The sequence below is a fragment of the Achromobacter sp. NPDC008082 genome (assembly GCF_042957345.1).
Lineage (GTDB): Bacteria > Pseudomonadota > Gammaproteobacteria > Burkholderiales > Burkholderiaceae_B > Achromobacter > Achromobacter kerstersii_A.
Window position 1 is genome coordinate 838458 of sequence record NZ_JBIBIB010000002.1, and the last position, 21945, is coordinate 860402.

The following is a 21945-nucleotide window of genomic DNA, read 5'->3' on the forward strand; positions in this document are numbered from 1 at the left end:
GCGGTGGTTTTTTTTATGCGTACGACTTGTCCTATATGCCTGGAGGCGATGAGCAATCAAAAAATGATTCGTTCCGTTCAGAATGTCCAGCCAGCACACTTGCTTCCACATTGCCAAATACAGGGAGCAAAGGATGTCGTTCAGGAAAGCCGGTTGGTTGGCCGCGTTCGCGGCGGTGACAGTTTCGCTGGCGGCGATCGCCCCGGCCCACGCGCAGCAAAAGCAGACCTTGCTGAACGTGTCCTACGACCCGACGCGCGAGCTCTATCGCGCCATCGATGACGCCTTCATCAAGCAGTACAAGGAAAAGGCCAACGTCGACCTGACGATCCGCCAATCCCACGGCGGTTCCGGCCGCCAGGCGCGTTCGGTCATCGACGGGCTGGAAGCCGACGTGGTGACGCTGGCGCTGGCCTATGACATCGACGCCATCGCCGACCGCGGCCTGGTGCCCGAGAACTGGCAGACCCGTTTGCCGCAGAACAGCTCGCCCTATACCTCCACCATCGTGTTCCTGGTGCGCAAGGGCAACCCCAAGGCCATCAAGGACTGGGACGACCTGGTGAAAGACGGCGTGCAAGTCATCACCCCGAACCCGAAGACTTCGGGCGGCGCGCGCTGGAATTACCTGGCCGCCTGGGCCTATGCGCTGGAGAAGAACGGCGGCAGCGAAGAGAAGGCCCGCGCGTATGTCGGCGACCTGCTCAAGCATGTGCCGGTGCTGGATACGGGCGCACGCGGCGCCACCACCACCTTCGTCGAACGCGGGGTGGGCGACGTGCTGCTGGCCTGGGAAAACGAAGCCTTTCTGGCCTTGGAAGAGCTGGGTCCGGACAAGTTCGACATCGTGGTGCCGTCGCTGTCCATCCTGGCCGAACCGCCGGTGGCCATCGTCGACAAGATCGTCGACAAGAAGGGCACCCGCGCCGCCGCGCAGGCCTATCTGGAATTCCTGTACACGCCTGCCGCGCAGGAAATCATTGCGAAGAACTATTACCGGCCCATCGACAAGACGGTCGCCGCTAAGTACGAAAGCAAGTTCCCCAAGGTCAAGCTCGTCACCATCGACGACAAGATCTTCGGCGGCTGGCGCAAGGCGCAGAAAGATCACTTCAGTGATGGCGGCACCTTCGACCAGATTTACCTGCCGCAAAAGAAATAATCAGACGACGATCGGACGACGGCTATGACGACTGCCTCGAACCCGGCGGCAAACGGCGCGCAAGCGCCTTTTGCCGTTCGGCGCAACAGCCCGGGCGTGCTGCCCGGATTCGGCATTTCCATGGGTTACGCGGTGCTGTATCTGAGCGTGCTCGTGTTGATCCCCCTGGCAGCCTTGCCCATCAAGAGCGCAGAACTGGGCTGGCAAGGGTTCTGGGACGCCGTGACGGCGCCTCGGGTGATGGCGTCTTATCAGCTGACGTTCGGCGCATCGCTAATTGCGGCGCTGGTGAATCTGGTGTTCGGCACGGTTGTGGCCTGGGTGCTGGTGCGCTATCGCTTTCCCGGCAAGAAGATTCTGGACGCGCTGGTGGACTTGCCGTTCGCCCTGCCGACGGCGGTGGCTGGCATTGCGCTGACCGCGCTGTATTCCGAAAAGGGCTGGCTGGGCGGGCCGCTGTCTGAATGGTTTGGCCTGAAGGTCGCGTTCACGCCGCTGGGCATTGTGATTGCGCTGATCTTTATCGGCGTGCCGTTTGTGGTGCGCACCGTGCAGCCGGTGCTGGAAGACGTGGAACGCGAAATCGAAGAAGCCGCGGCCAGCCTGGGCGCAAGCCGCTGGCAGACCATTCGCCGCGTCTTGCTGCCCACCATCACGCCAGCGCTGATGACGGGTTTTGCGCTGGCGTTTGCGCGCGCGGTGGGCGAGTACGGCTCGGTGGTGTTCATCGCCGGCAACATGCCCATGGTGTCCGAGATCACGCCGCTGCTGATCATTTCCAAGCTTGAACAGTTCGACTACGCCGGCGCTGCCGCCATCGCTACCGTAATGCTGGTGTTGTCGTTCGTGCTGCTGCTGGTCATCAACCTGCTGCAAGGCTGGCAGGCGCGCCGCAACCTGGGGAGGCTCGCATGAGCGCATCGGATCGTCCGGCCCATCTGACCGAGCCGCGCTGGGTGCGCGGCATTCTGCTGTTTATCGCGCTGGCGTTTTTGACGCTGTTTCTGCTGGTGCCGCTGGCTGCCGTTTTCGCCGAGGCATTCAAGAAAGGCTGGAAGCTGTATCTGGACGCCATCGTCGAGCCGGACGCGTGGTCCGCCATCAAGCTCACGTTGCTGGTGGCGGCGATTGCGCTGCCGGTGAACCTGGTGTTCGGCGTGGCGGCCGCGTGGGCCATCACCAAGTTCCAGTTTCGCGGCAAGCAATTCCTGATCACCTTGATTGATCTGCCGTTCTCGGTGTCGCCGGTGGTGGCCGGGCTGGTGTTTATTTTGCTGTTCGGCACGCAAGGCTGGCTGGGCGGCTGGTTACAGGCCCACGACATCAAGATCGTCTACGCCGTGCCGGGAATCATCCTGGCCACGCTCTTTGTCACCTTTCCGTTTGTGGCGCGTGAATTGATTCCGCTGATGCAGGCGCAGGGCAGCGAAGAAGAGCAGGCCGCGCTGACACTGGGCGCCAGCGGCTGGCAGATTTTCTGGCGCGTGACGCTGCCGAACATCAAGTGGGGCCTGCTGTACGGCGCCATCCTGTGCAATGCGCGGGCCATGGGCGAATTCGGCGCGGTGTCGGTCGTGTCTGGGCAAGTCCGGGGCCTGACCAACACGATGACGCTGCACGTCGAGATTCTCTACAACGAATACCAGTACTCCGCGGCGTTTGCCGTGGCATCGCTGCTGGCCTTGCTGGCGCTGGTGACGCTGGTGGCGAAGAACGTAGTCGAGTGGCGCAACGCGCGCTTCCTGCGGGCGGCCGACCTGCCGGTCGAATACCCCGGCCAACCGGCGCCAACCCTCAAACCGGCCGTCGCCTGACGCGCCCGGTTCAGACGGAGACAAGCATGAGTATCGAAGTTCGTAATCTATCCAAGCAGTTCGGCCAGTTCCGGGCGCTGAATGACGTATCGCTGCACATCGAAACCGGCGAGCTGGTGGCGCTGCTGGGGCCGTCGGGCTGTGGCAAGACGACGCTGCTGCGCATCATCGCGGGTCTTGAAGCGCCGGATGCCGGCAGCGTGCTGTTCGCGGGCGAAGACGCCACCGCGGTGGACGTGCGCCAGCGTCAGGTGGGGTTCGTGTTCCAGCACTATGCGCTGTTCAAGCACATGACGGTGTTCGAGAACGTGGCCTTCGGCCTGCGTGTGAAGCATCGTTCGCAGCGCCCGTCCGAAGACCAGATCAAGCGCAAGGTGCATGAGCTGTTGACGCTGGTGCAATTGGACTGGCTGGCCGACCGCTACCCGGCGCAGCTGTCGGGCGGCCAGCGCCAACGCATTGCGCTGGCCCGCGCGCTGGCCGTTGAGCCGCGCGTGCTGCTGCTGGACGAGCCGTTCGGCGCGCTGGACGCCAAGGTGCGCAAGGAACTGCGGCGTTGGCTGCGCCGGCTGCATGATGAGCTGAACGTGGCCAGCGTGTTCGTCACGCATGACCAGGAAGAAGCGCTGGAAGTGTCCGACCGCGTGGTGCTGATGAACGCCGGCCGTATCGAGCAAGTGGGTACGCCGCGCGAAGTCTGGGAAGGGCCGGCCACGCCGTTCGTCTATGGCTTCCTGGGCGATGTGAACCAATTGCAGGGTGTGGCGACGCGCGGCGTTTGGGAAGGCGCGGGGTTGTCGCTGCCCGCGCCTGACCTGGCGCAAGCCGATGCGCAGCGCGCCACCGCCTATGTGCGCCCGCACGAGTTCGACATCGAACGGTATCGCGCGGGCGGCGAGGGGATACCGGTGCGGCTGGCGCATGCGTATCTGGCCGGGCCCAGCGCGTATCTGGAACTGACCCGTCAGGATTCCGACGCCATCATCGAAGCCGAAGTGCCCGAGTACCAGTACCGGGAGCTGAATCTGCGCGATGGCGAAACCTTGTTGGCGCGTCCCCGACGCGCCCGTATTTTTGCGGTGCAGCCATGACGACCGTGTCCCTGCCTTCCGCTGATCTTTCCGCCAGGCTCGAACCCGCGTTGGCCCAACGCTGGCGCGAGCTGGTCGAGCGCCTGACGCAAGTCCAGCGCCGCTATCCGGACGCCGCCCTGGCGTCGTCGCTGGCGGCCGAAGACATGGTGCTGACGCACGCCATCTACGAATCGGGCCTGGACCTGGAAGTGTTTACGCTGGATACCGGGCGCCTGCATGCCGAAACGCTGGGCGTGCTGGACGCCGTGCGCGCGCGTTACGGGCGTGACGTGACGGTTTACCGCCCTGATGCGTCCGCCGTCGAACAACACGTGGCGGCGCACGGCGCCTACGCCTTCTACGAAAGCGTGGACTTGCGCAAAGCCTGTTGCCAGATCCGCAAGGTCGAGCCGCTCAAGCGCGCGCTGGCCGGACGCGGCGCGTGGATAACCGGCCAGCGCCGTCAGCAATCCACCACGCGCGGCGAACTGCCGCTGGAAGAGCAAGACGCCACGTTTGGCCTCTACAAATTCAACCCGCTGGCCGAGTGGAGCGAAGACGACGTCTGGAATCTGATCCGGGCGCTGGGCATTCCGTACAACCCGCTGCACGACCAGGGCTACCCGTCCATCGGATGCGAACCCTGTACGCGCGCGATCCGCCCCGGCGAAGACCTGCGGGCGGGGCGCTGGTGGTGGGAGTCGTCGGACTCCAAGGAATGCGGCCTGCATGCGGGCAACCGGGTCATCAGTGTTGTGACGCGCGGCGATTGACGCCGTCCATGAATTCGAAATCTGTTTTAGGGGAATACCTATGTCTGCTGTGATCCAACGCAGCCACCTGGATTGGCTGGAATCGGAAGCGATATTCATCTTGCGCGAGGTGGCCGCTGAAAGCGAAAAGCCCGTGCTGCTGTTCTCGGGCGGCAAAGATTCCGTGGTGCTGCTGCGCCTGGCTGAAAAGGCCTTTCGTCCGGGACGCTTTCCGTTCCCGCTCATGCACATCGATACGGGTCACAACTTCGATGAAGTGATTGCGTTCCGCGACCAGCGCGCGGCCGAACTGGGCGAAACCCTGATCGTGCGCAGCGTGGAAGATTCGATCAAGCGCGGCAGCGTGGTGCTGCGCCGCGAGACCGATTCGCGCAACGCGGCGCAAGCCGTCACCTTGCTTGAGGCGATCGAAGAATTCGGCTTTGACGCCTGCATAGGCGGCGCGCGCCGCGATGAGGAAAAGGCGCGCGCCAAGGAACGCATCTTTTCCTTCCGCGACGAATTCGGCCAATGGGACCCGAAGGCGCAGCGCCCGGAACTGTGGAACCTGTTCAACACCCGCGTGCATCGCGGCGAGAACATGCGCGTGTTCCCCATTTCGAACTGGACGGAGCTGGACGTCTGGCAATACATCCAGCGCGAACAGCTGGCGCTGCCGTCGATCTACTACAGCCACGAGCGCGAGGTGGTGCGCCGCAAGGGCCTGCTGGTGCCGGTGACGCGTTTGACGCCGCCGCAAGAGGGCGAGCAGGTCGAGCGCCTGCCGGTGCGTTTCCGCACGGTGGGCGATATTTCCTGCACCTGCCCGGTGGCGTCTGACGCCGCCGACACCTACGCCATCATCGCCGAGACGGCCGTGACGGATATCACCGAGCGCGGCGCCACGCGCATGGACGACCAGACTTCCGAGGCCTCGATGGAGCGCCGCAAGAAGGAAGGCTATTTCTGAATGCACGATACGCCGGCTGCGGCCGGCGGCAGGGGACGCACATGAACGCACTGAATGATTCTTTCCTTTCCGGCGCCGGCACGGGCGTGCTGCGCCTGATCACGGCGGGTTCCGTCGACGACGGCAAGTCCACGCTGATCGGCCGCCTGCTGTACGACAGCAAGGGCGTGTTCGCGGATCAGCTGGACGCGATCTCGCGCGCCAAGCACAAGCGGGTGGCGGGCGACGGCATTGATTTTTCGCTGCTGACCGACGGCCTGGAAGCCGAGCGCGAGCAGGGCATCACCATTGATGTGGCCTATCGCTACTTCTCGACGCCCGCGCGCAAATTCATCATTGCCGACGCGCCGGGGCACGAGCAGTACACGCGCAACATGGTTACGGGCGCATCGACGGCGGACGTGGCCGTCATCCTCATCGACGCCACGCGTGCGGCCGACGGCAAGCTGTTGGCGCAGACCAAGCGGCACAGCACCATCGCGCGCTTGCTGGGCATTCGCCACATTGTGGTCGCGGTCAACAAGATGGATCTGGTCGATTGGGACCGCGCCGTCTTCGAACGCATCCGCGATGCGTATGCGGATCTGGCGGGCAAGCTGGGCATCGAACACTTCGATGCGCTGCCCTTGTCGGCGTTGAATGGTGACAACGTCGTCACGCTGTCGCCGAAGACGCCGTGGTACGAAGGCCAGCCCTTGCTGGCGCTGCTGGAATCGCTGGACCTGGCTAGCGACGGCCGCGCGTTGCCGCTGCGCTTCCCGGTGCAATGGGTGGCGCGCCATGATGGCGACCGCAAGGAAGACTTCCGCGGTTATGCCGGCCGCGTGGCAAGCGGCGTGCTGCGTCCGGGCGACGCCATCACCGTGCAACCGTCGGGGGTAAGCGCGGTGGTGCGGGAAGTGCGAGTCTTTGATCGCGTGCTGGATGAAGCGGTGGCGGGTGATTCGGTCACGCTGGTGTTGGACCGTGATGTGGATGTGTCGCGCGGTGATGTCATCGTGCATACCGCCGCACCCGCGCAAGTCACGCGCGAGTTCGAAGCCGAGTTGTGCTGGCTCGATTCGCAAGCGTTGAACCCGGCGCGCAAGTATCTGTTGAAGTCGGGCACGCGGCTCACGTCGGCGAAGATTCGTGCGGTGTTGTCGCATCGTGACATCCATGAATTGCAGGAAGTGGAGAACACCGAAGGCACGTTGCGCATGAACGATATCGGCCGCGTGACGTTCACCACGCGCGAGGCATTGGCGGTGGATCGCTATGCCGATGTGCCTGCCACCGGGGCCTTTATTTTGATCGACGAGGCGACGCACCAGACGGCTGCCGCGGGCATGTTGCGATAAGCCGGGGATGGGCCGGAAAACAACAAAATCCGGCCTGGATTTTTGGTGTTGTATTTCATCCAAACTCAATGCTGGTGCGGCTCTCCGGGCAATATCGCCTGATGAAATCGATTTGTTCAGACGGCGTCCGCGTCTTGCGGTAAAGTTGGGCTGTCTTACGAAAAGGCTTTTGGTGCTTGTCAAAACCACTGTGTTTTTGTACAGTAGTTTTTATGGCACGCACCGATCATTCTTTTCCCGCCGGTTCTGGGTCCCCGGCTGCCGCCCCCGCCGCCTTGCGCGGTCGGGGTGCGGTTACTAATGTTCGGCATCGCTTTCAGCGCGATGACCGCGTGCAGGTCGACGATGGCTGGTCCTCGTCAGGTCTGCCGGCGGATTTTGTTGAATCCGTCCCTGATACTTTCCCGTCTGATTTCCCGTCTGACTGCCCGGCCGACTGCCCGGCCGAACCCCTCTCCGAATTTCCTTCTGATTTCCCCGATCAGGGTTCCGAGGCGGGCAACGCGCGCGCTGGCTCGCGTTCTGGTTCGGCCATCATCCCGATCCTGCCCGACACCCGCCTTGCGCCGCCCGCCCCCAAGACCACCGTCACGGCGGAAGAAGCGCGCAAGATGCTGTCGCGCAACGATTCGCCCGATATTCCCTTTGATGTCGCCGTCAATCCGTACCGGGGCTGCGAGCACGGCTGCGTGTATTGCTACGCCCGTCCGACCCATTCCTACCTGGGCATGTCGCCCGGGCTCGACTTCGAAACCCGGCTGGTCGCCAAAGCCAATGCCGTGGAAGCGCTGCGGGCTGAACTCGGGAAGCCGGGCTACAAACCGTCGCCCATCAACATCGGGTCGGCCACGGATGCTTACCAGCCGATTGAACGCGATTGGCGGCTGACTCGGGGCATGCTCGAGCTGATGCTGGAAACCCGGCATCCGCTCACGATCGTCACGAAGAACGCGCTGGTCGCCCGCGACCTTGATCTGTTGGCGGCATTGGCCGAACAGAAGCTGGTGGTGGTCTACATGAGCATCACCACGCTGGACGCCGGCATGGCGCGCACGCTGGAGCCGCGCGCCGCCGCGCCCTGGCGCCGCCTGGAGGCCGTGCGCAGTCTCACCGACGCCGGCGTGCCGGTGGGCGTGCTGGTGGCGCCGGTCATCCCGTTCATCAACGACGAGTCCATGGAACACATCCTCCAGGAATCCAAGGCGGCCGGTGCGCATTACGCCAGCTACACCGTCTTGCGCCTGCCCTGGGAGGTCAAGACCCTGTTCGAAGACTGGCTCAACACCCATTACCCCGACCGCGCCCAGCGCGTGTTGCACCGCATTGAAGACCTGCGCAATGGCCGCCGCAACGATCCCAACTTCGGTTCCCGCATGCGCGGCACCGGCATCTGGGCCGATTTGCTGCGCCAGCGTTTCACCGTCGCCACGCGCAAGCTGGGGCTGAACCGCCACCGCCTGGCGCTGGACTGTGATCTTTTCCAGCCGCCGCTGGCGGCTAACGCCACGCCGTCGCTGTTCACCGCAGCCCAAGCTACCGATTTCCTATCCCCGGTTGGCGCGCAAGCGTCTTCAGGGGTCCCCCTTTCTGATGGCCTGCCTGCCGTGAGCGGCGCGGTTGGCCGCGGTGCCCGCCAATTGCGTGCATTGGCGGCCGGGCAGTTGTCGTTGTTTGACTGATCGCGGCTTGCCGCCGCGTCGGCCGCTGCGGCGGCATGGAATCGTTTCTCCAAGGAGTTCCTATGAACACCGCTGATATTTCCGTTTTGTCGGACGAGCTCGTCGTGACGCTGAACCCGCTGCGTCGCGGCGCCTATCGCGCCCGCGCCGTGTGCGCCAAGCTGGCCGGTCTGGCCATGCCCTGGAACACGTCGGCAGACGCCGAGCCGCGTCAGCGCGTACGCTCAAGCACGCGGCCCGCACGCTGGCCTTTCCCGCCCGCGCCGGTGGAAGAGGGGGCGCTGTCAGGCCAAGCAGCCAATGTTTCCGTCGGTATGCCGGTGCCGATGCCGGTGCCGGTGGCTCGGCCCGTAGCGGATACCGCTGGCTGGGTGGCCGCACCGGCTTCGCCCAGCCAGCCCGCCGCAACCGCCGTGCGCGAGCGCAGCCTGGGTAACGCCACGGTGGAACCCGTGACGTCCCAGGTCACCATGAAAGCCATGGTGCTGGATGTGGTGATGGTGTTGGCCTGGGGGGCGATTATCCCCGGCTTGATGTGGCTGGGCGCGGCCGCAGGGTTCTGAGGCCGGCCGTTTTTCAGCTGGAACCCAGCAGCACGACGCCGATCAGGATCGACACGCAGCCGGCCAAGCGGCCCGGTCCGACCTTTTCGCGCAGCAGGAACATGCCGGCCAGGGTGCCCAACATCATGGACATCTCGCGGGCAGGGGCCACCAGACTCAGCGGTGCACCGTTGCGCAAGGCGTACAGCACCAGGATGTAGCCCAACGGCGATAGCAGCCCAACCGCCAGCGCCAGATGCCAGTGTCCGCGCATGGACTCCCAGGCTTGAGCGCGCCGGCTCAGCATGTGAGGCGTCATCATCGTGGTGCGGGTGACACAGGTAAACCAGTCGAATAGCACGGGGCTGATCAGCAGCACCTTGACGCCATAGGCGTCCACCACGGTGTAGGCCGCAATGAACAGGCCAATCACCACCCCCCAGCGCACACCGACCCAGGCCTGCGCCTGCTTGAAGATGGCCAGCCGCCCTTGGGTAGCAATCAGCAGCACGCCGATCACCACGCACAGCATGCCGATGATGCCGGTGCTGGTGGCGGGTTCGCCCAGCAGCAGAAAAGCGCCCGTGGTGGAAAGCAGGGGGCCGGTCCCGCGAGCAATGGGATACACCACCGACAGATCCGCCACCTGGTATCCGCGTTGCAGGCACAGGCTGTAGCCCAGATGCAACAGGCTGGAGGTCAGGATGGCGCCCACGATGGGCCAGGTCCACGTCATGCCGTCGTGCAGCAACACCCAGATCACCCAGGGCGCGTAGAGCACCGAGGCGCACAGGCCATAGGCGAAGACGAAGGGAGCGCCCACCATGGCCGCGCGCTTGGCGAGCAGATTCCACGTTGCGTGGGCCATCGCCGCCAGGACGACCAATAACAGGGACGTATACGACATGGGGGAACAGCGTCAGATGACGTGTTTGTTACAGAAGCGGCAAGAGTACAGCAAAGCCGCAGGAAGGTCGCCATTCTACCCGACGCCTAACGGAATTTTTGGTGTAGAATCATTGGTTTGCCAAATCTCATCCTCTGCTTGCGGCATCAGCAACAACATCGATCGGCAAAAGTTTTAGCCCGCAAAGACATGATGATCTAGGAGTTCTAATGAACCTCATCGCTATCCTGGAACAGGAAGAAATTGCCCGTCTGACCGGCGGTCAAGCCAAGCCTGAATTTGCTCCTGGTGACACCGTCATCGTGAGCGTGAACGTCGTTGAAGGCACCCGCAAGCGCGTGCAGGCTTTCGAAGGCGTTGTCATCGCCAAGCGCAACCGCGGCCTGAACTCCGCGTTCACCGTGCGCAAGATTTCGTCGGGTGAAGCCGTGGAACGTACGTTCCAGCTGTACTCGCCGCAAATCGCCGGCATCGAAGTCAAGCGCCGCGGCGACGTGCGCCGCGCCAAGCTGTACTACCTGCGCAACCGCTCGGGCAAGTCGGCACGTATCAAGGAAAAGCTGGTCAGCAAGCAAGCCTCGGCGGCTTGATCGCTTATCGGCACACGGCCCTACCAGTGTCGGACGTTCGCGCCATTCAGCGTTTCCGTCCGGCACAGGTTTCCGGGTTAAAAAGGCACCTGCGAGGGTGCCTTTTTCTTTTTGCAAAGCCGTATGTCTGATTCCTCGTATTCCGCGCGGCCCCGACGGCCGCTCGTGCGCCCCGGCTTCGATCCGGCGACGCAACCGTGGGTAGTGGCCAACGATTCTCTGCCGGCCGTGCCTGCCAGTCTGTTGACCCCGGATTCTTTGCGGGGCACGCTGACCCAGCCGTCCACCTGGACGCTGGAGCTTTCACGCGACAACGATCTGCGCTATCCCGGACGCGAAGGCACGCCAGTGCCGGCCGCCGTGCTGATTCCGCTGGTCACGCGCGATAACGGCGTCCACATCATGCTGACGCAGCGCGCGGCGCACCTGCATGACCACGCGGGGCAGATCAGCTTTCCCGGCGGCCGCATTGAAGTCAGCGACCCCACGCCCGTCGATGCCGCGCTACGCGAAGCCCAAGAAGAAACCGGTCTGCCCGCCAACTTCGTGGAGGTGCTGGGCAGCATGCCGCCCTACCTGACGGCGACAGGCTTTTCCATCATTCCGGTGGTGTCGTTGGTAAGGCCGGGGTTTGACTTGGCGCCCGACGCGTTCGAAGTGGCCGAGGTGTTCGAGGTGCCGTTGTCCTTCTTGATGGACCCGGCCAACCATCGCTTGTACGAAGCGCGGCTGGATGATGGCCGCGTGCGCAACTATTACGGCATGCCTTACGGCAAGCATTTCATCTGGGGCGCAACCGCCGGCATGTTGCGCAACCTCTATCACCTGCTGCGTCACGGCCTGGCGCCGCGCTGATCCCCGTGTTGAATACCCGCGCGCATTCTGCGTGCGGGCGGGGAGACAGGCACGCGTTCAATACCGCTGCTGCCCCGCCAGGTTCTCTTCCAGGATGCGCTGATACAGCGCATACCGCAGCGGATTGATCTGCCCCGACTCCAACGCGGCCACCACACCGCAGCCCGGCTCTTGCCGGTGCGTGCAGTTGTAGAAGCGGCATTGCTCAATCGGCTTGGTGAATTCCGGGAAGCCGCGAATGATGTCGTCGCGGGTCAGGTGCTGCAAGCCGAACGCCTGGAACCCCGGGGAATCGATCAGGTCGCCCCCTGGCTCGGGCAGGTGATACAAGCGCGTGCTGGTCGTGGTGTGCTTGCCCATGTCCAGCGCCGTCGAATGTTCGCGGGTGGCTGCGCGCGCATCGGGGATCAGCGCGTTCAGCAGCGTCGATTTGCCCATGCCGCTTTGGCCCAGCAGCAGGTTGGTGCGGCCGGCCAAACGCGGGGCCAGCAGCGTGTGGACGTTATCGGGTTCCAGCGCGCTGAGTTCGATGACGGGCACGCCCAAGGCGGCGATCGGCGCCAGACGCGCTCGCGCGGCGGGCAATTCATCCACCAGGTCGGTCTTGTTCAACACGATCAGCGGCGAGATGCCGGCGCTCCAGGCGCCGGCCAGCGCGCGGCCGGTCAGGTCGTCTGAAAACGTGGGCTGCACGGCAATCACGATCAGCAATTGGTCGACGTTCGAGGCGAACTGCTTGGACCGCATTTCATCAGAGCGATACAGCAGGTTGCTGCGCGGCAGAATGGCGTCGATGGCGCCTTCGTCTTTGCCTTGCGGCGCAACCAGCACGCGGTCGCCCACGGCGGCGCCGGCTTTCTTGCCGCGCGGGAAGCACTTGCGCACCGAACCGTCGGCAAGCTCTACCGTGTAGTGGCGGCCGTGGGCCGCGATGATGCGGCCATCCAGCAAGGTGCTTGCGGCCTGCGAAGCAGACGCGGCGCCAGCGGGGGCGTTTTTGGTTTTGCGCGGGGCGCTCATGCGGCAGCCGCCATCAGGTGGCGGATGCGCTCGGCGGCGGGGGGATGGCTATCGTAGAAGGCGGAATGCACAGGGTCGGGGGTCAGCGTGGCGGCGTTGTCGTCGTAGAGTTTGACCAGGGCGGAAACCAGGCGTTCGGGCGAACTTTGTTCGGCCGCATAGCGGTCCGCTTCGAATTCGTCGCGGCGCGAGTACCAGCTGGCCAACGGCGTGAACATGAAAGTGAAAACAGGAATGACCAGGAAGAACAGCAGCAGGGCCATGGCGTCGTTGCGCCCGCCCAGTTGCGGCAGCACGCCCAGGTCTACGTAGAACCAGGGTTGCTGGGCGATCCAGCCCAGGATGGCGAAGAAAACCAGCGCGCCGCCAAAGCTGAAGAGGACGCGCTTGATGATGTGGCGCTTGGCGAAATGGCCGAGTTCATGGGCCAGCACGGCTTCGATCTCGTCGCCGTTCAAACGGGCGAGCAGGGTGTCGAAGAACACGATGCGGCGCGAACGGCCAAAGCCCGTGAAGTAGGCATTGCCATGCGCAGACCGGCGCGAGCCATCCATCACGAACAGCCCATTCAGCGCGAAGCCGCAACGCTGCGCCAGGCGCTGGATGCGGCCTGCCAGGTCGGGGTCGGACAGCGGTGTGAACTTGTTGAAGAGCGGCGCGATGAACATCGGATAGACGATCAGCAGCACCAGATTGAATGCCGTCCACAGCGCCCACGCCCAGATCCACCAGTACGTGCCTGCACTGCCCATCAGCCACAACACCGCGGCCGCCAGCGGCAGGCCCAGCACTGCGGCCACGAGCAAGCCCTTGGCGGTGTCGGCAATGAATAGTTCGGGCGTCATCCGGTTGAAACCGAAGCGCGCTTCCAGCTTGAACTGCCGCCACAGCGTAAAGGGCAACCCCAGTACCCCCAGCAACAGCGCCACCACCACCAGCAACAGCATCTGGCGCAGGAAGTCATTGCTGGTAAGCTGGCCTACCATCAGGTCGATGAATTGCAGCCCGCCCATCAAGGTCAGACACACGAGCAGGATCGCGTCATAGGTGCGTTCCAGCATGCCCAGCTTGACGCGGGCAACCGTGTAATCCGCCGCACGCTGATGGCTGGTCAGCCCGATGCGGTGAGAGAATTCAGCCGGCACCTGATCGCGGTGACGTGCGACGTGGCGGATCTGGCGCGTTGCCAGCCACAGGCGCACGGCCATGTCGGCCAGCAGGAAAGCTACGAACAGCAGTGTGAACATGGGCGAAGCGGTGAGCTCAAATAGGGATGTGCGAAAATCGCGTGTTTTATAGGCAAATTATATGGCTGTGAACGAAAATCGCCTGGTCTGGCTCGACATGGAAATGACGGGGCTGGAACCTGAGAAAGAACGCATCATCGAGGTGGCCGTTGTGGTGACGGAACCCGATCTGACCGTGGTCGCCGAAGGCCCCGTGCTGGTGATTCACCAGCCCGACAGCCTGCTTGACGCCATGGACAACTGGAACAAGTCCACGCATGGCAAAAGCGGCCTGATCGACAAGGTCAAGGCGTCGACAGTGACCGAGGCGCAGGCAGAGGATACGCTGTTGGCGTTTCTTGCGCAGCATGTGCCGGCAGGTAAGTCGCCGCTGTGCGGTAACACCATCAGCCAGGACCGCCGCTTCATGTTTGCGTACATGCCGCGCCTGGAACAGTTCTTCCACTACCGCAACCTGGACGTCAGCACGCTGAAGGAATTGGCGCGACGCTGGGCGCCGGCGGTTTACAAGGGCTTCGAAAAGAAGAGCCGCCACGAAGCGCTGGCCGATATCTACGAATCTATCGACGAACTCAAGTACTACCGCGAACACTTCCTGAAAGTGTAAGAAATCGGGGGGCGTCCTGGAGGGGGGTGAACGGGCCACGGCCCGGCCGCCTGCGCTCAGCCGCCAGCCGTCAGCGGCGAGCGGCTCGCCCCAGGCCCTGCCTCTGCCTTAGCCCCCGGGGCGCTAGCCGTGTGCCGCCATGCCGTCCGACTTCCCGTCCTATTCCGTTGCCCAGATCCGCCACGCGGAGCAGCTTGCCCTGGCTGAAGGCCGGGCGTTGATGCCGCTTGCGGGCAGGGCCGCCGCCGCGTTCATCGCGGCCCGCTATCCCCATCCGATCTCCATCCTGGTGTTGGCTGGCCCCGGCAATAACGGGGGCGATGCGTTGACGGCGGCAAGCCTGCTGCGCGAGCGTGGGGATGATGTGGTCGTCCTATTGCCATCCGGCCCCGGCAAATTGCCGCCCGATGCCGCCACCGCGTGGCGGGCCTGGTCTGATAAAAAAGGGCCGGTGCTGACGGAATTACCCGATCAATCTGCGTTCGATGTGGTGATCGATGGCCTGTTTGGCATCGGGCTCAACCGTCCGCTAACGCAGGCCTGGCAGTCGCTGGTAGACCGGGTCAATGCCTGGCGCTTGCCCGTGTTGGCGCTGGACGTGCCCAGCGGCATTGACGCCGACACCGGCGCGGCATTGGGCCGCCCGGTGCAAGCCCGCTGGACGTTGTCATTCATCGGTATGGCGCGCGGGCTGGACGCGCCTGGCGCGGGCCGCAATGCGGCAGGCGAGCGCTACGTGGACACGCTTGGCGTGGTGATCGCGACGGAAAACGGACCGGCTCCCGCTTTGTAGCCAGGCTCAAGCGGCCGGCCGGCCGCCGAAACGCGCATCCACGTCCGCCTTCAATGGCGCGTAGCGTTCGTTATCTTTTCCGGCCAGCGCATCCAGATGCGTTTCTGACGCATCGAACACCTTCCAGTAGATCCGCCCGCACAGCTCGCGCGCGGCATGCCCGGGCCAGTTGTCGGGCAGCATGGGCCCCGGCAATTGGGGGTCATGCAGCACGATCCGCCGCCAATGGTGCAGCAGCATGACGCGGATGACGAAGGCGTCCGCCGGGGCGGGCGTTTCTTCCAGCAGCTTTTCCACCGGCCCGAAATTTCTGGAGAACTGCCGGTACTGTTCGGCCACGTCGTCCAGGTTCCAGCACTGCGTAGCCAGACTGGCGATAGGCAAGCCGCCCGCACCAGCCAGGTCACGCGCGGACAGCACCAGCGCCCGGTCTGGAATGCCCAGCTTTTCCAGGATGTCGTGCGCGGCCCGCGCCTCGGTGTGCGGGTGGGCGAACAGCCCCGGCGCGATCATGCCGAAACCTTCCCACACCAGCTCGCGGCGCAGCTCCGCGCGTTCGGCCAGGCCATTGCCCGTGCGCGGCAACGCCACCAGCGTCCATTCGCCATTCCAGTCTTGCGACGCGCCCTCGTAGATGCGCTGCGAGGCATGGGCGGTGTGTCTCAGTCCCTGTTCGGAAATCAGGTACAGGCTGCGCCGCCCATGCCGTTCCGATTGCAGCCAATTCTGGGCGACCAGCCGAAAGACGCTGGTGCGCAGCAGGCGTTCATTGATGCCCAGCGGGGCCAGCAGTTCGATGAGGTCGCCCAGCCAGATGGCGCCGCCGTGAGGCGCGAGCGCGTCTCCCAGCAAGCTGACGCAGAGCGATTTGGCGCGAGGCGGGTCGCTTTTCAACAACCGGGTCAGGAAACGGTCCAAAGGCGACGTAGGGTTTGCCATAGGGTGGGCCGCAAGCGGCCATTATCAGGATCTGCAACATGATACATAAATCCAATGTGATACAGATTTGAGTTTGACAATGGTTTTTTTGTATTAAATAATCCGCCTATGACATGACGGCACTGCGGAACGTTTGCTTTGCGTTTTCGCAAACCGTCTCAAGGAGACAAACATGTACGCTCAACTCGTCGAAACCGGCGTCAAGCAGGTCAAGACCGCGGACCAGCTCGAAGGCCGCGAACAGACGTTCCAGCGCCGCATTGACGACGGCGTGCGCATCGAAGCCAAGGACTGGATGCCCGATGCGTACCGCAAGACGCTGGTGCGCCAGATCTCGCAGCACGCGCATTCGGAAATTGTCGGCATGCTGCCGGAAGGCAACTGGATCACCCGCGCGCCGTCGCTCAAGCGCAAGGCCATTCTGTTGGCCAAGGTGCAAGACGAGGCCGGCCACGGGCTGTACCTGTACAGCGCCGCCGAGACGCTGGGCGTGTCGCGCGATGACCTGATCGACGACCTGCATGCGGGCCGCGCCAAGTACTCCAGCATCTTCAATTACCCCACGCTCAGTTGGGCCGATATCGGCATGATCGGCTGGCTGGTTGACGGCTCGGCCATCATCAACCAGATCCCGCTGTGCCGCTGTTCCTATGGTCCGTACGCGCGCGCCATGGTGCGCGTCTGTAAGGAAGAGTCCTTCCACCAGCGCCAGGGCTACGACCTGCTGATGCAGATGTGCCTGCACGGCACGCCCGAGCAAAAAGCCATGGTTCAGGATTCGCTGAACCGCTGGTGGTGGCCCGCCCTGATGATGTTTGGCCCCTCGGATGCCGATTCGCCCAACAGCGCGCAATCCATGGCCTGGAAGATCAAGCTCTTCTCCAATGACGAGCTGCGCCAAAAGATGGTGGACCAGACGGTGCCGCAGGCCGAATACCTGGGCCTGACCGTGCCGGACCCCGAACTCAAGTGGAACGCCGAACGTGGCCACTACGACTTCGGCGAAATCGACTGGAGCGAGTTCTACGCGGTGCTCAAGGGCAACGGCCCTTGCAACCGGGAACGCCTGGCCGCGCGCGTCAAGGCGCACGAAGACGGCGCCTGGGTACGCGACGCGCTGGTCGCCTACGCGGACAAGAAGGCGCAGCGCAAGGCCGCTTGAAGCAAACCGGCCAACGCGCATCGGCGTTTCTCTTTTCCACCCGCGACATCACCTCATCATTGCCGTCCGGAGCGCGCCGCGCGCGCCCGGCATTTCAAGGATATTCATCATGAGCAAAGACTGGCCTTTGTGGGAAGTGTTCATCCGCAGCCAGCACGGCCTGGCGCATAAGCATGTCGGCAGCCTGCATGCCTCCGACGCCGAAATGGCGATCAACCACGCCCGCGACGTCTACACGCGCCGCAATGAAGGCCTGAGCATCTGGGTCGTGCGCGCCTCCGATATCTCGGCAAGCAGCCCCGGCGACAAGGAACCCCTGTTCGAACCGGCCAACAGCAAGGTCTATCGGCATCCCACGTTTTTCCCGATGCCCGACGAAATCAAGCACATGTAAGGCGGCGGGGGAGACATGGACAAGACTTTGTTTGAATATCTGCTGCGCCTGGGCGACTCGTCGCTCATCCTGTCGCAGCGGCTGGGCGCCTGGACGGGCCACGGCCCGATCCTGGAAGAAGACCTGGCGCTTACCAACACCGCGCTGGACTTGCTGGGCCAAGCCCGCATGTGGCTGACGCTGGCGGGCGAAGTCGAAGGCGCCGGCCGCGATGAAGACGCGCTGGCCTATCACCGCGACGCGCATCAGTTCCACAACGTGCTGCTGGTTGAACGCGACAACGGCAACTACGCCGACACCATGGCGCGCCAGTTCCTGTTCGACGTCTGGCACTACTTCCTGCTGCAACGGCTGGAGCAGTCCACTGACGAACGCGTGGCCGCCATCGCGGCCAAGTCCATCAAGGAAGTGACGTACCACGTGCGCCGCTCGTCAGACATGGTCGTGCGCCTGGGCGACGGCACGGATGAAAGCCACACCAAGATGCAGGCCGCCATCGACGACGCCTGGCGCTTTACCGGCGAACTGTTCGCCGATGACGCCGTGGATCAGGACGTGGCCGCGCGCGGCATTGGCTGTGATCTGTCCGCGTTGCGCGAACCGTGGATCGCCCACGTGCGCGACGTGCTGGAAGAGGCCACGCTGACCGTGCCGGATGACGCCGCCGCCAACCATCTGGCCTATCGCGGCGGCCGCCAGGGCAAGCACACCGAAGCGCTGGGCTACGTGCTGGCCGAAATGCAGTACCTGCCGCGCGCCTATCCGGGAGCCACGTGGTGAACGCGCTGGCGCCCATTTCCGCCGACCAGGTCTACACCTGGCTGCAAGAGGTCCCCGATCCGGAGATCCCCGTGCTGTCCGTGGTGGATCTGGGCGTGGTGCGGGACGTTACCTGGGACGGCGGCACCTGTGTCGTCGTCATCACGCCCACGTACTCCGGCTGCCCGGCCATGCGCGAGATCACGCAAGACATCCAGCAGACGCTGGCGCGCCACGGCATCGACGAGGTGCGTGTCGACACCCGCCTGGCGCCCGCCTGGACGACCGACTGGATGAGCGAAAAGGGCCGTGAAGCGCTCAAGGGCTACGGCATCGCCGCGCCCGCTGAACGCGCCATCGACATCTCGGGCATCAGCCGCCGCGCCGCCGCCCCCGCCATTGCGTGCCCGCGCTGCGGTTCGCACGACACGCGGATGGTCAGCAACTTCGGGTCCACGTCATGCAAGGCGCTGTATCGCTGCGTGTCGTGCCGCGAACCCTTCGATTATTTCAAGACTCACTGAGAGCGGTTTCAAGATGAGCAACCAATTTCATTCCTTGAAGGTGGCCTCGGTGGCGCGCAACACGCGCGATGCCGTCGTCGTAACCTTCGATCTGCCCGACACGCTGGCCGACGAGTTCGCGTTTCTGCCGGGGCAGTACCTGACCCTGCGCACGCAGTTAAATGGCGAAGAGCTGCGCCGTTCGTATTCGATTTGCTCTGCGCCGCATGACAAGCTGCTGCGCGTGGCCATCAAGAAGGTCGACGAAGGCACGTTCTCAAGCTGGGCCAATCAGGAATTGCAGCCGGGCCAGACGCTGGAAGTGATGGCGCCGGCCGGCAACTTCACCGTGGATTTCTCGCCCGAGAACCAGCGCCATTACGTCGCGTTCGCCGTGGGCAGCGGCATCACCCCGGTGTTCTCGCTGGTGAAAACTGCGCTGTCCATCGAGCCGAACAGCAAGTTCACGCTGTTCTTCGGCAACCGCGCATCGTCGGCGGTGTTGTTTCGCGAAGAGATCGAAGACCTGAAGAACCTGTACATGGAGCGTTTCTCGCTGGTGTACGTCATGAGCCGCGAAACGCAAGACATCGAACTCTTCAACGGCCGCCTGGATGGCGACAAGGTTGACCAGTTGATGTCGGCCTGGATGAGCCCCGAGGATATCGATTACGCTTTTGTCTGTGGCCCGCAGACCATGACGGAAAGCGTGGTCGAGCACCTGCAAGCGCGCGGCATTCCCAAGGCGAACATCAAGTTCGAGCTGTTCGGCGCCCCCAAGGGGCCGCGCGCCCTGCGTACCGGCCACGACGCCCGCCAGGCGCCCGGCAAGGGGCAGTGCGAAGTCACCGTGGTGCAAGACGGCCACAGCCGTAAATTCGTGATTGATAAGAACAAAGACAGCGTGCTGGATTCGGCGCTGGCGCAAGGGATCGAACTGCCGTATTCGTGCAAGGGCGGGGTGTGTTCCACCTGCCGCTGCAAGGTCATCGAAGGAGAAGTCGACATGGATGCCAACTTCGCCTTGGAAGACTACGAAGTGGCGCGCGGTTTCGTCTTGAGCTGCCAGAGCTTCCCGGTCAGCGACCGCCTGGTCATCGACTTCGACCAGGAAACCTGACACGGCGCAGCCGGTCAGACACAACCTATTCATTGGAGAGACGCAGTGTCCCAGAAATTCTTCGAACGCCATCAGCCCCTGCTGGAACAATCCCTGGCTGCCGCCGCACTGCGCGGCTACTGGAGCCCGTTTGCCGAATCGCCCAGCCCCCGCAACTATGGCGAAACCGCCAACGACGACGGCCGCGCCGCGTTTGAAGCGCTGAAGGGCAAGCCTTTCCCGCTGAATCTGCATGATGCCGATGGCACCGTGGGCGGCGAGAAATCTCCTTATGGTTTTGATCTGGGCATCACGTACCCGCACGTGCCCGTCGACAAGCTCATTGCCGCTTCCAAGCGCGCGCTGGAAGACTGGCGCCGTGCCGGCCCGCAAGCGTGGGTGGGCGTGTCGCTGGAAATTCTGGCGCGGTTGAACAAGCTCAGCTTCGAGATCGCCTACGCGGTCCAGCACACCACCGGCCAAGGCTTCATGATGGCTTTCCAGGCTGGCGGCCCGCACGCGCAAGACCGCGGCTTTGAAGCCGTGACGTACGCGTGGCAGGAAATGTCGCGTATTCCGGGCGTGTCGATCTGGGAAAAGCCGCAGGGCAAGAACGACCCCATCCGCATGGAAAAGCAATTCACCGTGGTGCCGCGTGGCGTGGCGCTGGTGATCGGCTGCTCGACGTTCCCCACCTGGAACGGCTACCCGGGCCTGTTTGCCAGCCTGGCTACCGGCAACACCGTTATCGTCAAGCCGCACCCCGGCGCCATTCTGCCGTTGGCCATCACCGTGAAGGTCGCGCGCGAAGTGCTGCAAGAAGCCGGTTTTGACCCCGACGTGGTGTTGCTGGCCGCACATGAAGCCGGCGACGACACGGCGCAAAAGCTGGCGCTGGACCCAGCCGTCAAGATCGTCGACTTCACCGGCAGCACCGCCAACGGCGACTGGCTGGAAAACAATGCCCGCCAGGCGTTGGTCTACACCGAGAAAGCCGGCGTCAACCAGGTCATCATCGATTCCACCGACGACCTGAAGGGCGTGGCGCGCAACCTGGCGTTCTCGCTGGCGCTGTATTCGGGCCAGATGTGCACCGCGCCGCAAAACATCTACGTGCCGCGCGATGGCATCAACACGCCGGAAGGCCGCGTCAGCTTTGATGACGTTGCCGCCGCCCTGGGCGTGGCGCTGGAAAAGCTGGGCGCCGACGCCGCACGCGCGGTCGAACTGACGGGCGCCATCCAAAACGAAGGCATTGTCGAACGCATCGAAAAGGCCCGCGCGCTGGGTCTGCCGGTGGTGGCCGACAGCAAGACGCTGACGCATCCGCAATTTGAAAATGCCCGCGTCCGCACGCCGCTGCTGCTGCGCACGGAAGCCGGCAATGCCGCCATCAGCCAGGAATGGTTTGGCCCGATCGCTTTCGTGGTGGCGACCGACTCCACCGCGCACAGCGTCCAGCTGGCGCGCGATAGCGTCATCCAGCATGGCGCGCTGTCGCTGTCCGCCTACACGACCGACCCGCAAGTGGCCGATCAGGTGCAGGACGCGGCGGAAGTGTCGGGCGTGTCGTTGTCGTTGAACCTGACGGGCGCGGTGTTCGTCAACCAGACCGCGGCCTTCAGCGACTTCCACGGCACCGGCGCCAACCCGGCCGCCAACGCGGCGCTGTCCGATACGGCCTTCGTGTCGAACCGCTTCCGCGTGGTGCAAACCCGCCGTCACGTCTGACAGGGCG

At 63.9% G+C, this 21945-nt stretch carries 23 protein-coding genes; 19 read left to right on the forward strand and 4 right to left on the reverse strand.

Features of this window, described 5'->3' with window-relative positions; translation table 11 throughout:
- Nucleotides 1-133 precede the first annotated feature (133 nt).
- The 9 genes from ACFZAI_RS10810 (at nucleotide 134) to ACFZAI_RS10850 (ending at nucleotide 9353) form a co-directional block, all read left to right on the forward strand.
- A complete protein-coding gene (locus ACFZAI_RS10810) occupies nucleotides 134-1162 on the forward strand; it encodes a sulfate ABC transporter substrate-binding protein (RefSeq protein ID WP_391566886.1) in 1029 nt (342 codons plus the stop codon).
- 24 nt (nucleotides 1163-1186) lie between these two features.
- On the forward strand, nucleotides 1187-2077 hold the full coding sequence (gene cysT, locus ACFZAI_RS10815) for a sulfate ABC transporter permease subunit CysT (RefSeq protein ID WP_391566887.1): 891 nt from the start codon (nucleotides 1187-1189) through the stop codon (nucleotides 2075-2077).
- Nucleotides 2074-2976, forward strand: coding sequence for a sulfate ABC transporter permease subunit CysW (cysW, locus tag ACFZAI_RS10820; RefSeq protein ID WP_391566888.1), 903 nt, complete (start codon nucleotides 2074-2076; stop codon nucleotides 2974-2976). Before cysT ends, cysW begins: the two co-directional genes overlap by 4 nt.
- 26 nt (nucleotides 2977-3002) lie before the next feature.
- Nucleotides 3003-4067 (forward strand): sulfate/molybdate ABC transporter ATP-binding protein, encoded by a 1065-nt coding sequence (locus ACFZAI_RS10825; RefSeq protein ID WP_391566889.1) that lies wholly within the window; start codon nucleotides 3003-3005, stop codon nucleotides 4065-4067.
- Nucleotides 4064-4822 (forward strand): phosphoadenylyl-sulfate reductase, encoded by a 759-nt coding sequence (locus tag ACFZAI_RS10830; protein ID WP_391566890.1) that lies wholly within the window; start codon nucleotides 4064-4066, stop codon nucleotides 4820-4822. Before ACFZAI_RS10825 ends, ACFZAI_RS10830 begins: the two co-directional genes overlap by 4 nt.
- Nucleotides 4823-4862: 40 nt before the next feature.
- Nucleotides 4863-5771 carry a sulfate adenylyltransferase subunit CysD gene (gene cysD, locus ACFZAI_RS10835; RefSeq protein ID WP_054423693.1) on the forward strand — a complete coding sequence of 303 codons (909 nt, stop codon included), beginning with the start codon at nucleotides 4863-4865 and terminating at the stop codon, nucleotides 5769-5771.
- Nucleotides 5772-5812: 41 nt separating this feature from the next.
- Complete coding sequence (locus ACFZAI_RS10840) at nucleotides 5813-7111, forward strand: GTP-binding protein (protein ID WP_342066462.1); 1299 nt, start codon at nucleotides 5813-5815, stop codon at nucleotides 7109-7111.
- A 212-nt stretch (nucleotides 7112-7323) separates the two neighbouring features.
- Nucleotides 7324-8790: a PA0069 family radical SAM protein gene (locus ACFZAI_RS10845; protein WP_391566891.1), complete on the forward strand. Its 1467-nt coding sequence runs from the start codon at nucleotides 7324-7326 to the stop codon at nucleotides 8788-8790.
- 62 nt (nucleotides 8791-8852) lie between these two features.
- Nucleotides 8853-9353 carry a hypothetical protein gene (locus ACFZAI_RS10850; RefSeq protein WP_391566892.1) on the forward strand — a complete coding sequence of 167 codons (501 nt, stop codon included), beginning with the start codon at nucleotides 8853-8855 and terminating at the stop codon, nucleotides 9351-9353.
- Between the two features lie 13 nt (nucleotides 9354-9366).
- Here ACFZAI_RS10850 and ACFZAI_RS10855 read toward each other — a convergent pair whose 3' ends face one another.
- Nucleotides 9367-10239, reverse strand: coding sequence for a DMT family transporter (locus ACFZAI_RS10855; protein ID WP_054423687.1), 873 nt, complete (start codon nucleotides 10237-10239; stop codon nucleotides 9367-9369).
- Between the two features lie 209 nt (nucleotides 10240-10448).
- On the opposite strand from ACFZAI_RS10855, the gene rplS reads away from it, so the two are divergent.
- Both rplS and ACFZAI_RS10865 read left to right on the forward strand, forming a co-directional pair.
- A complete protein-coding gene (rplS, locus tag ACFZAI_RS10860; RefSeq protein WP_006218237.1) occupies nucleotides 10449-10829 on the forward strand; it encodes a 50S ribosomal protein L19 in 381 nt (126 codons plus the stop codon).
- Nucleotides 10830-10952: 123 nt separating this feature from the next.
- A complete protein-coding gene (locus ACFZAI_RS10865; protein ID WP_391566893.1) occupies nucleotides 10953-11684 on the forward strand; it encodes a CoA pyrophosphatase in 732 nt (243 codons plus the stop codon).
- Nucleotides 11685-11741: 57 nt separating this feature from the next.
- Here ACFZAI_RS10865 and rsgA read toward each other — a convergent pair whose 3' ends face one another.
- On the reverse strand, nucleotides 11742-12704 hold the full coding sequence (gene rsgA / locus ACFZAI_RS10870) for a ribosome small subunit-dependent GTPase A (RefSeq protein ID WP_391566894.1): 963 nt from the start codon (nucleotides 12702-12704) through the stop codon (nucleotides 11742-11744).
- Nucleotides 12701-13951, reverse strand: coding sequence for a M48 family metallopeptidase (locus ACFZAI_RS10875; protein ID WP_391566895.1), 1251 nt, complete (start codon nucleotides 13949-13951; stop codon nucleotides 12701-12703). Before ACFZAI_RS10875 ends, rsgA begins: the two co-directional genes overlap by 4 nt.
- A gap of 61 nt (nucleotides 13952-14012) precedes the next feature.
- Between ACFZAI_RS10875 and orn the strand changes: the two genes are divergently transcribed.
- Nucleotides 14013-14558, forward strand: a complete 546-nt coding sequence (orn, locus tag ACFZAI_RS10880; RefSeq protein ID WP_054423681.1) for an oligoribonuclease — start codon at nucleotides 14013-14015, stop codon at nucleotides 14556-14558.
- Nucleotides 14559-14697: 139 nt separating this feature from the next.
- A complete protein-coding gene (locus tag ACFZAI_RS10885; RefSeq protein WP_391566896.1) occupies nucleotides 14698-15351 on the forward strand; it encodes an NAD(P)H-hydrate epimerase in 654 nt (217 codons plus the stop codon).
- Nucleotides 15352-15357: 6 nt separating this feature from the next.
- Here ACFZAI_RS10885 and paaX read toward each other — a convergent pair whose 3' ends face one another.
- Nucleotides 15358-16290, reverse strand: a complete 933-nt coding sequence (paaX, locus tag ACFZAI_RS10890; protein ID WP_391566897.1) for a phenylacetic acid degradation operon negative regulatory protein PaaX — start codon at nucleotides 16288-16290, stop codon at nucleotides 15358-15360.
- Between the two features lie 172 nt (nucleotides 16291-16462).
- Between paaX and paaA the strand changes: the two genes are divergently transcribed.
- From paaA to paaN, 6 genes are all read left to right on the forward strand, one after another.
- The gene (gene paaA, locus ACFZAI_RS10895) at nucleotides 16463-17452 is read left to right on the forward strand and encodes a 1,2-phenylacetyl-CoA epoxidase subunit PaaA (RefSeq protein ID WP_054423676.1); all 990 of its coding nucleotides are present in this window, start codon (nucleotides 16463-16465) and stop codon (nucleotides 17450-17452) included.
- Between the two features lie 109 nt (nucleotides 17453-17561).
- Complete coding sequence (paaB, locus tag ACFZAI_RS10900) at nucleotides 17562-17846, forward strand: 1,2-phenylacetyl-CoA epoxidase subunit PaaB (RefSeq protein ID WP_050447891.1); 285 nt, start codon at nucleotides 17562-17564, stop codon at nucleotides 17844-17846.
- Nucleotides 17847-17861: 15 nt separating this feature from the next.
- The gene (gene paaC / locus ACFZAI_RS10905; protein WP_391566898.1) at nucleotides 17862-18626 is read left to right on the forward strand and encodes a 1,2-phenylacetyl-CoA epoxidase subunit PaaC; all 765 of its coding nucleotides are present in this window, start codon (nucleotides 17862-17864) and stop codon (nucleotides 18624-18626) included.
- Nucleotides 18623-19129, forward strand: a complete 507-nt coding sequence (gene paaD / locus ACFZAI_RS10910; RefSeq protein ID WP_391566899.1) for a 1,2-phenylacetyl-CoA epoxidase subunit PaaD — start codon at nucleotides 18623-18625, stop codon at nucleotides 19127-19129. The genes paaC and paaD overlap by 4 nt, the downstream gene beginning before the upstream one ends.
- 13 nt (nucleotides 19130-19142) lie before the next feature.
- Nucleotides 19143-20228 carry a 1,2-phenylacetyl-CoA epoxidase subunit PaaE gene (paaE, locus tag ACFZAI_RS10915; protein ID WP_391566900.1) on the forward strand — a complete coding sequence of 362 codons (1086 nt, stop codon included), beginning with the start codon at nucleotides 19143-19145 and terminating at the stop codon, nucleotides 20226-20228.
- A gap of 45 nt (nucleotides 20229-20273) precedes the next feature.
- Nucleotides 20274-21938, forward strand: coding sequence for a phenylacetic acid degradation protein PaaN (gene paaN, locus ACFZAI_RS10920; RefSeq protein WP_391566901.1), 1665 nt, complete (start codon nucleotides 20274-20276; stop codon nucleotides 21936-21938).
- The last annotated feature ends 7 nt before the right edge of the window (nucleotides 21939-21945 follow it).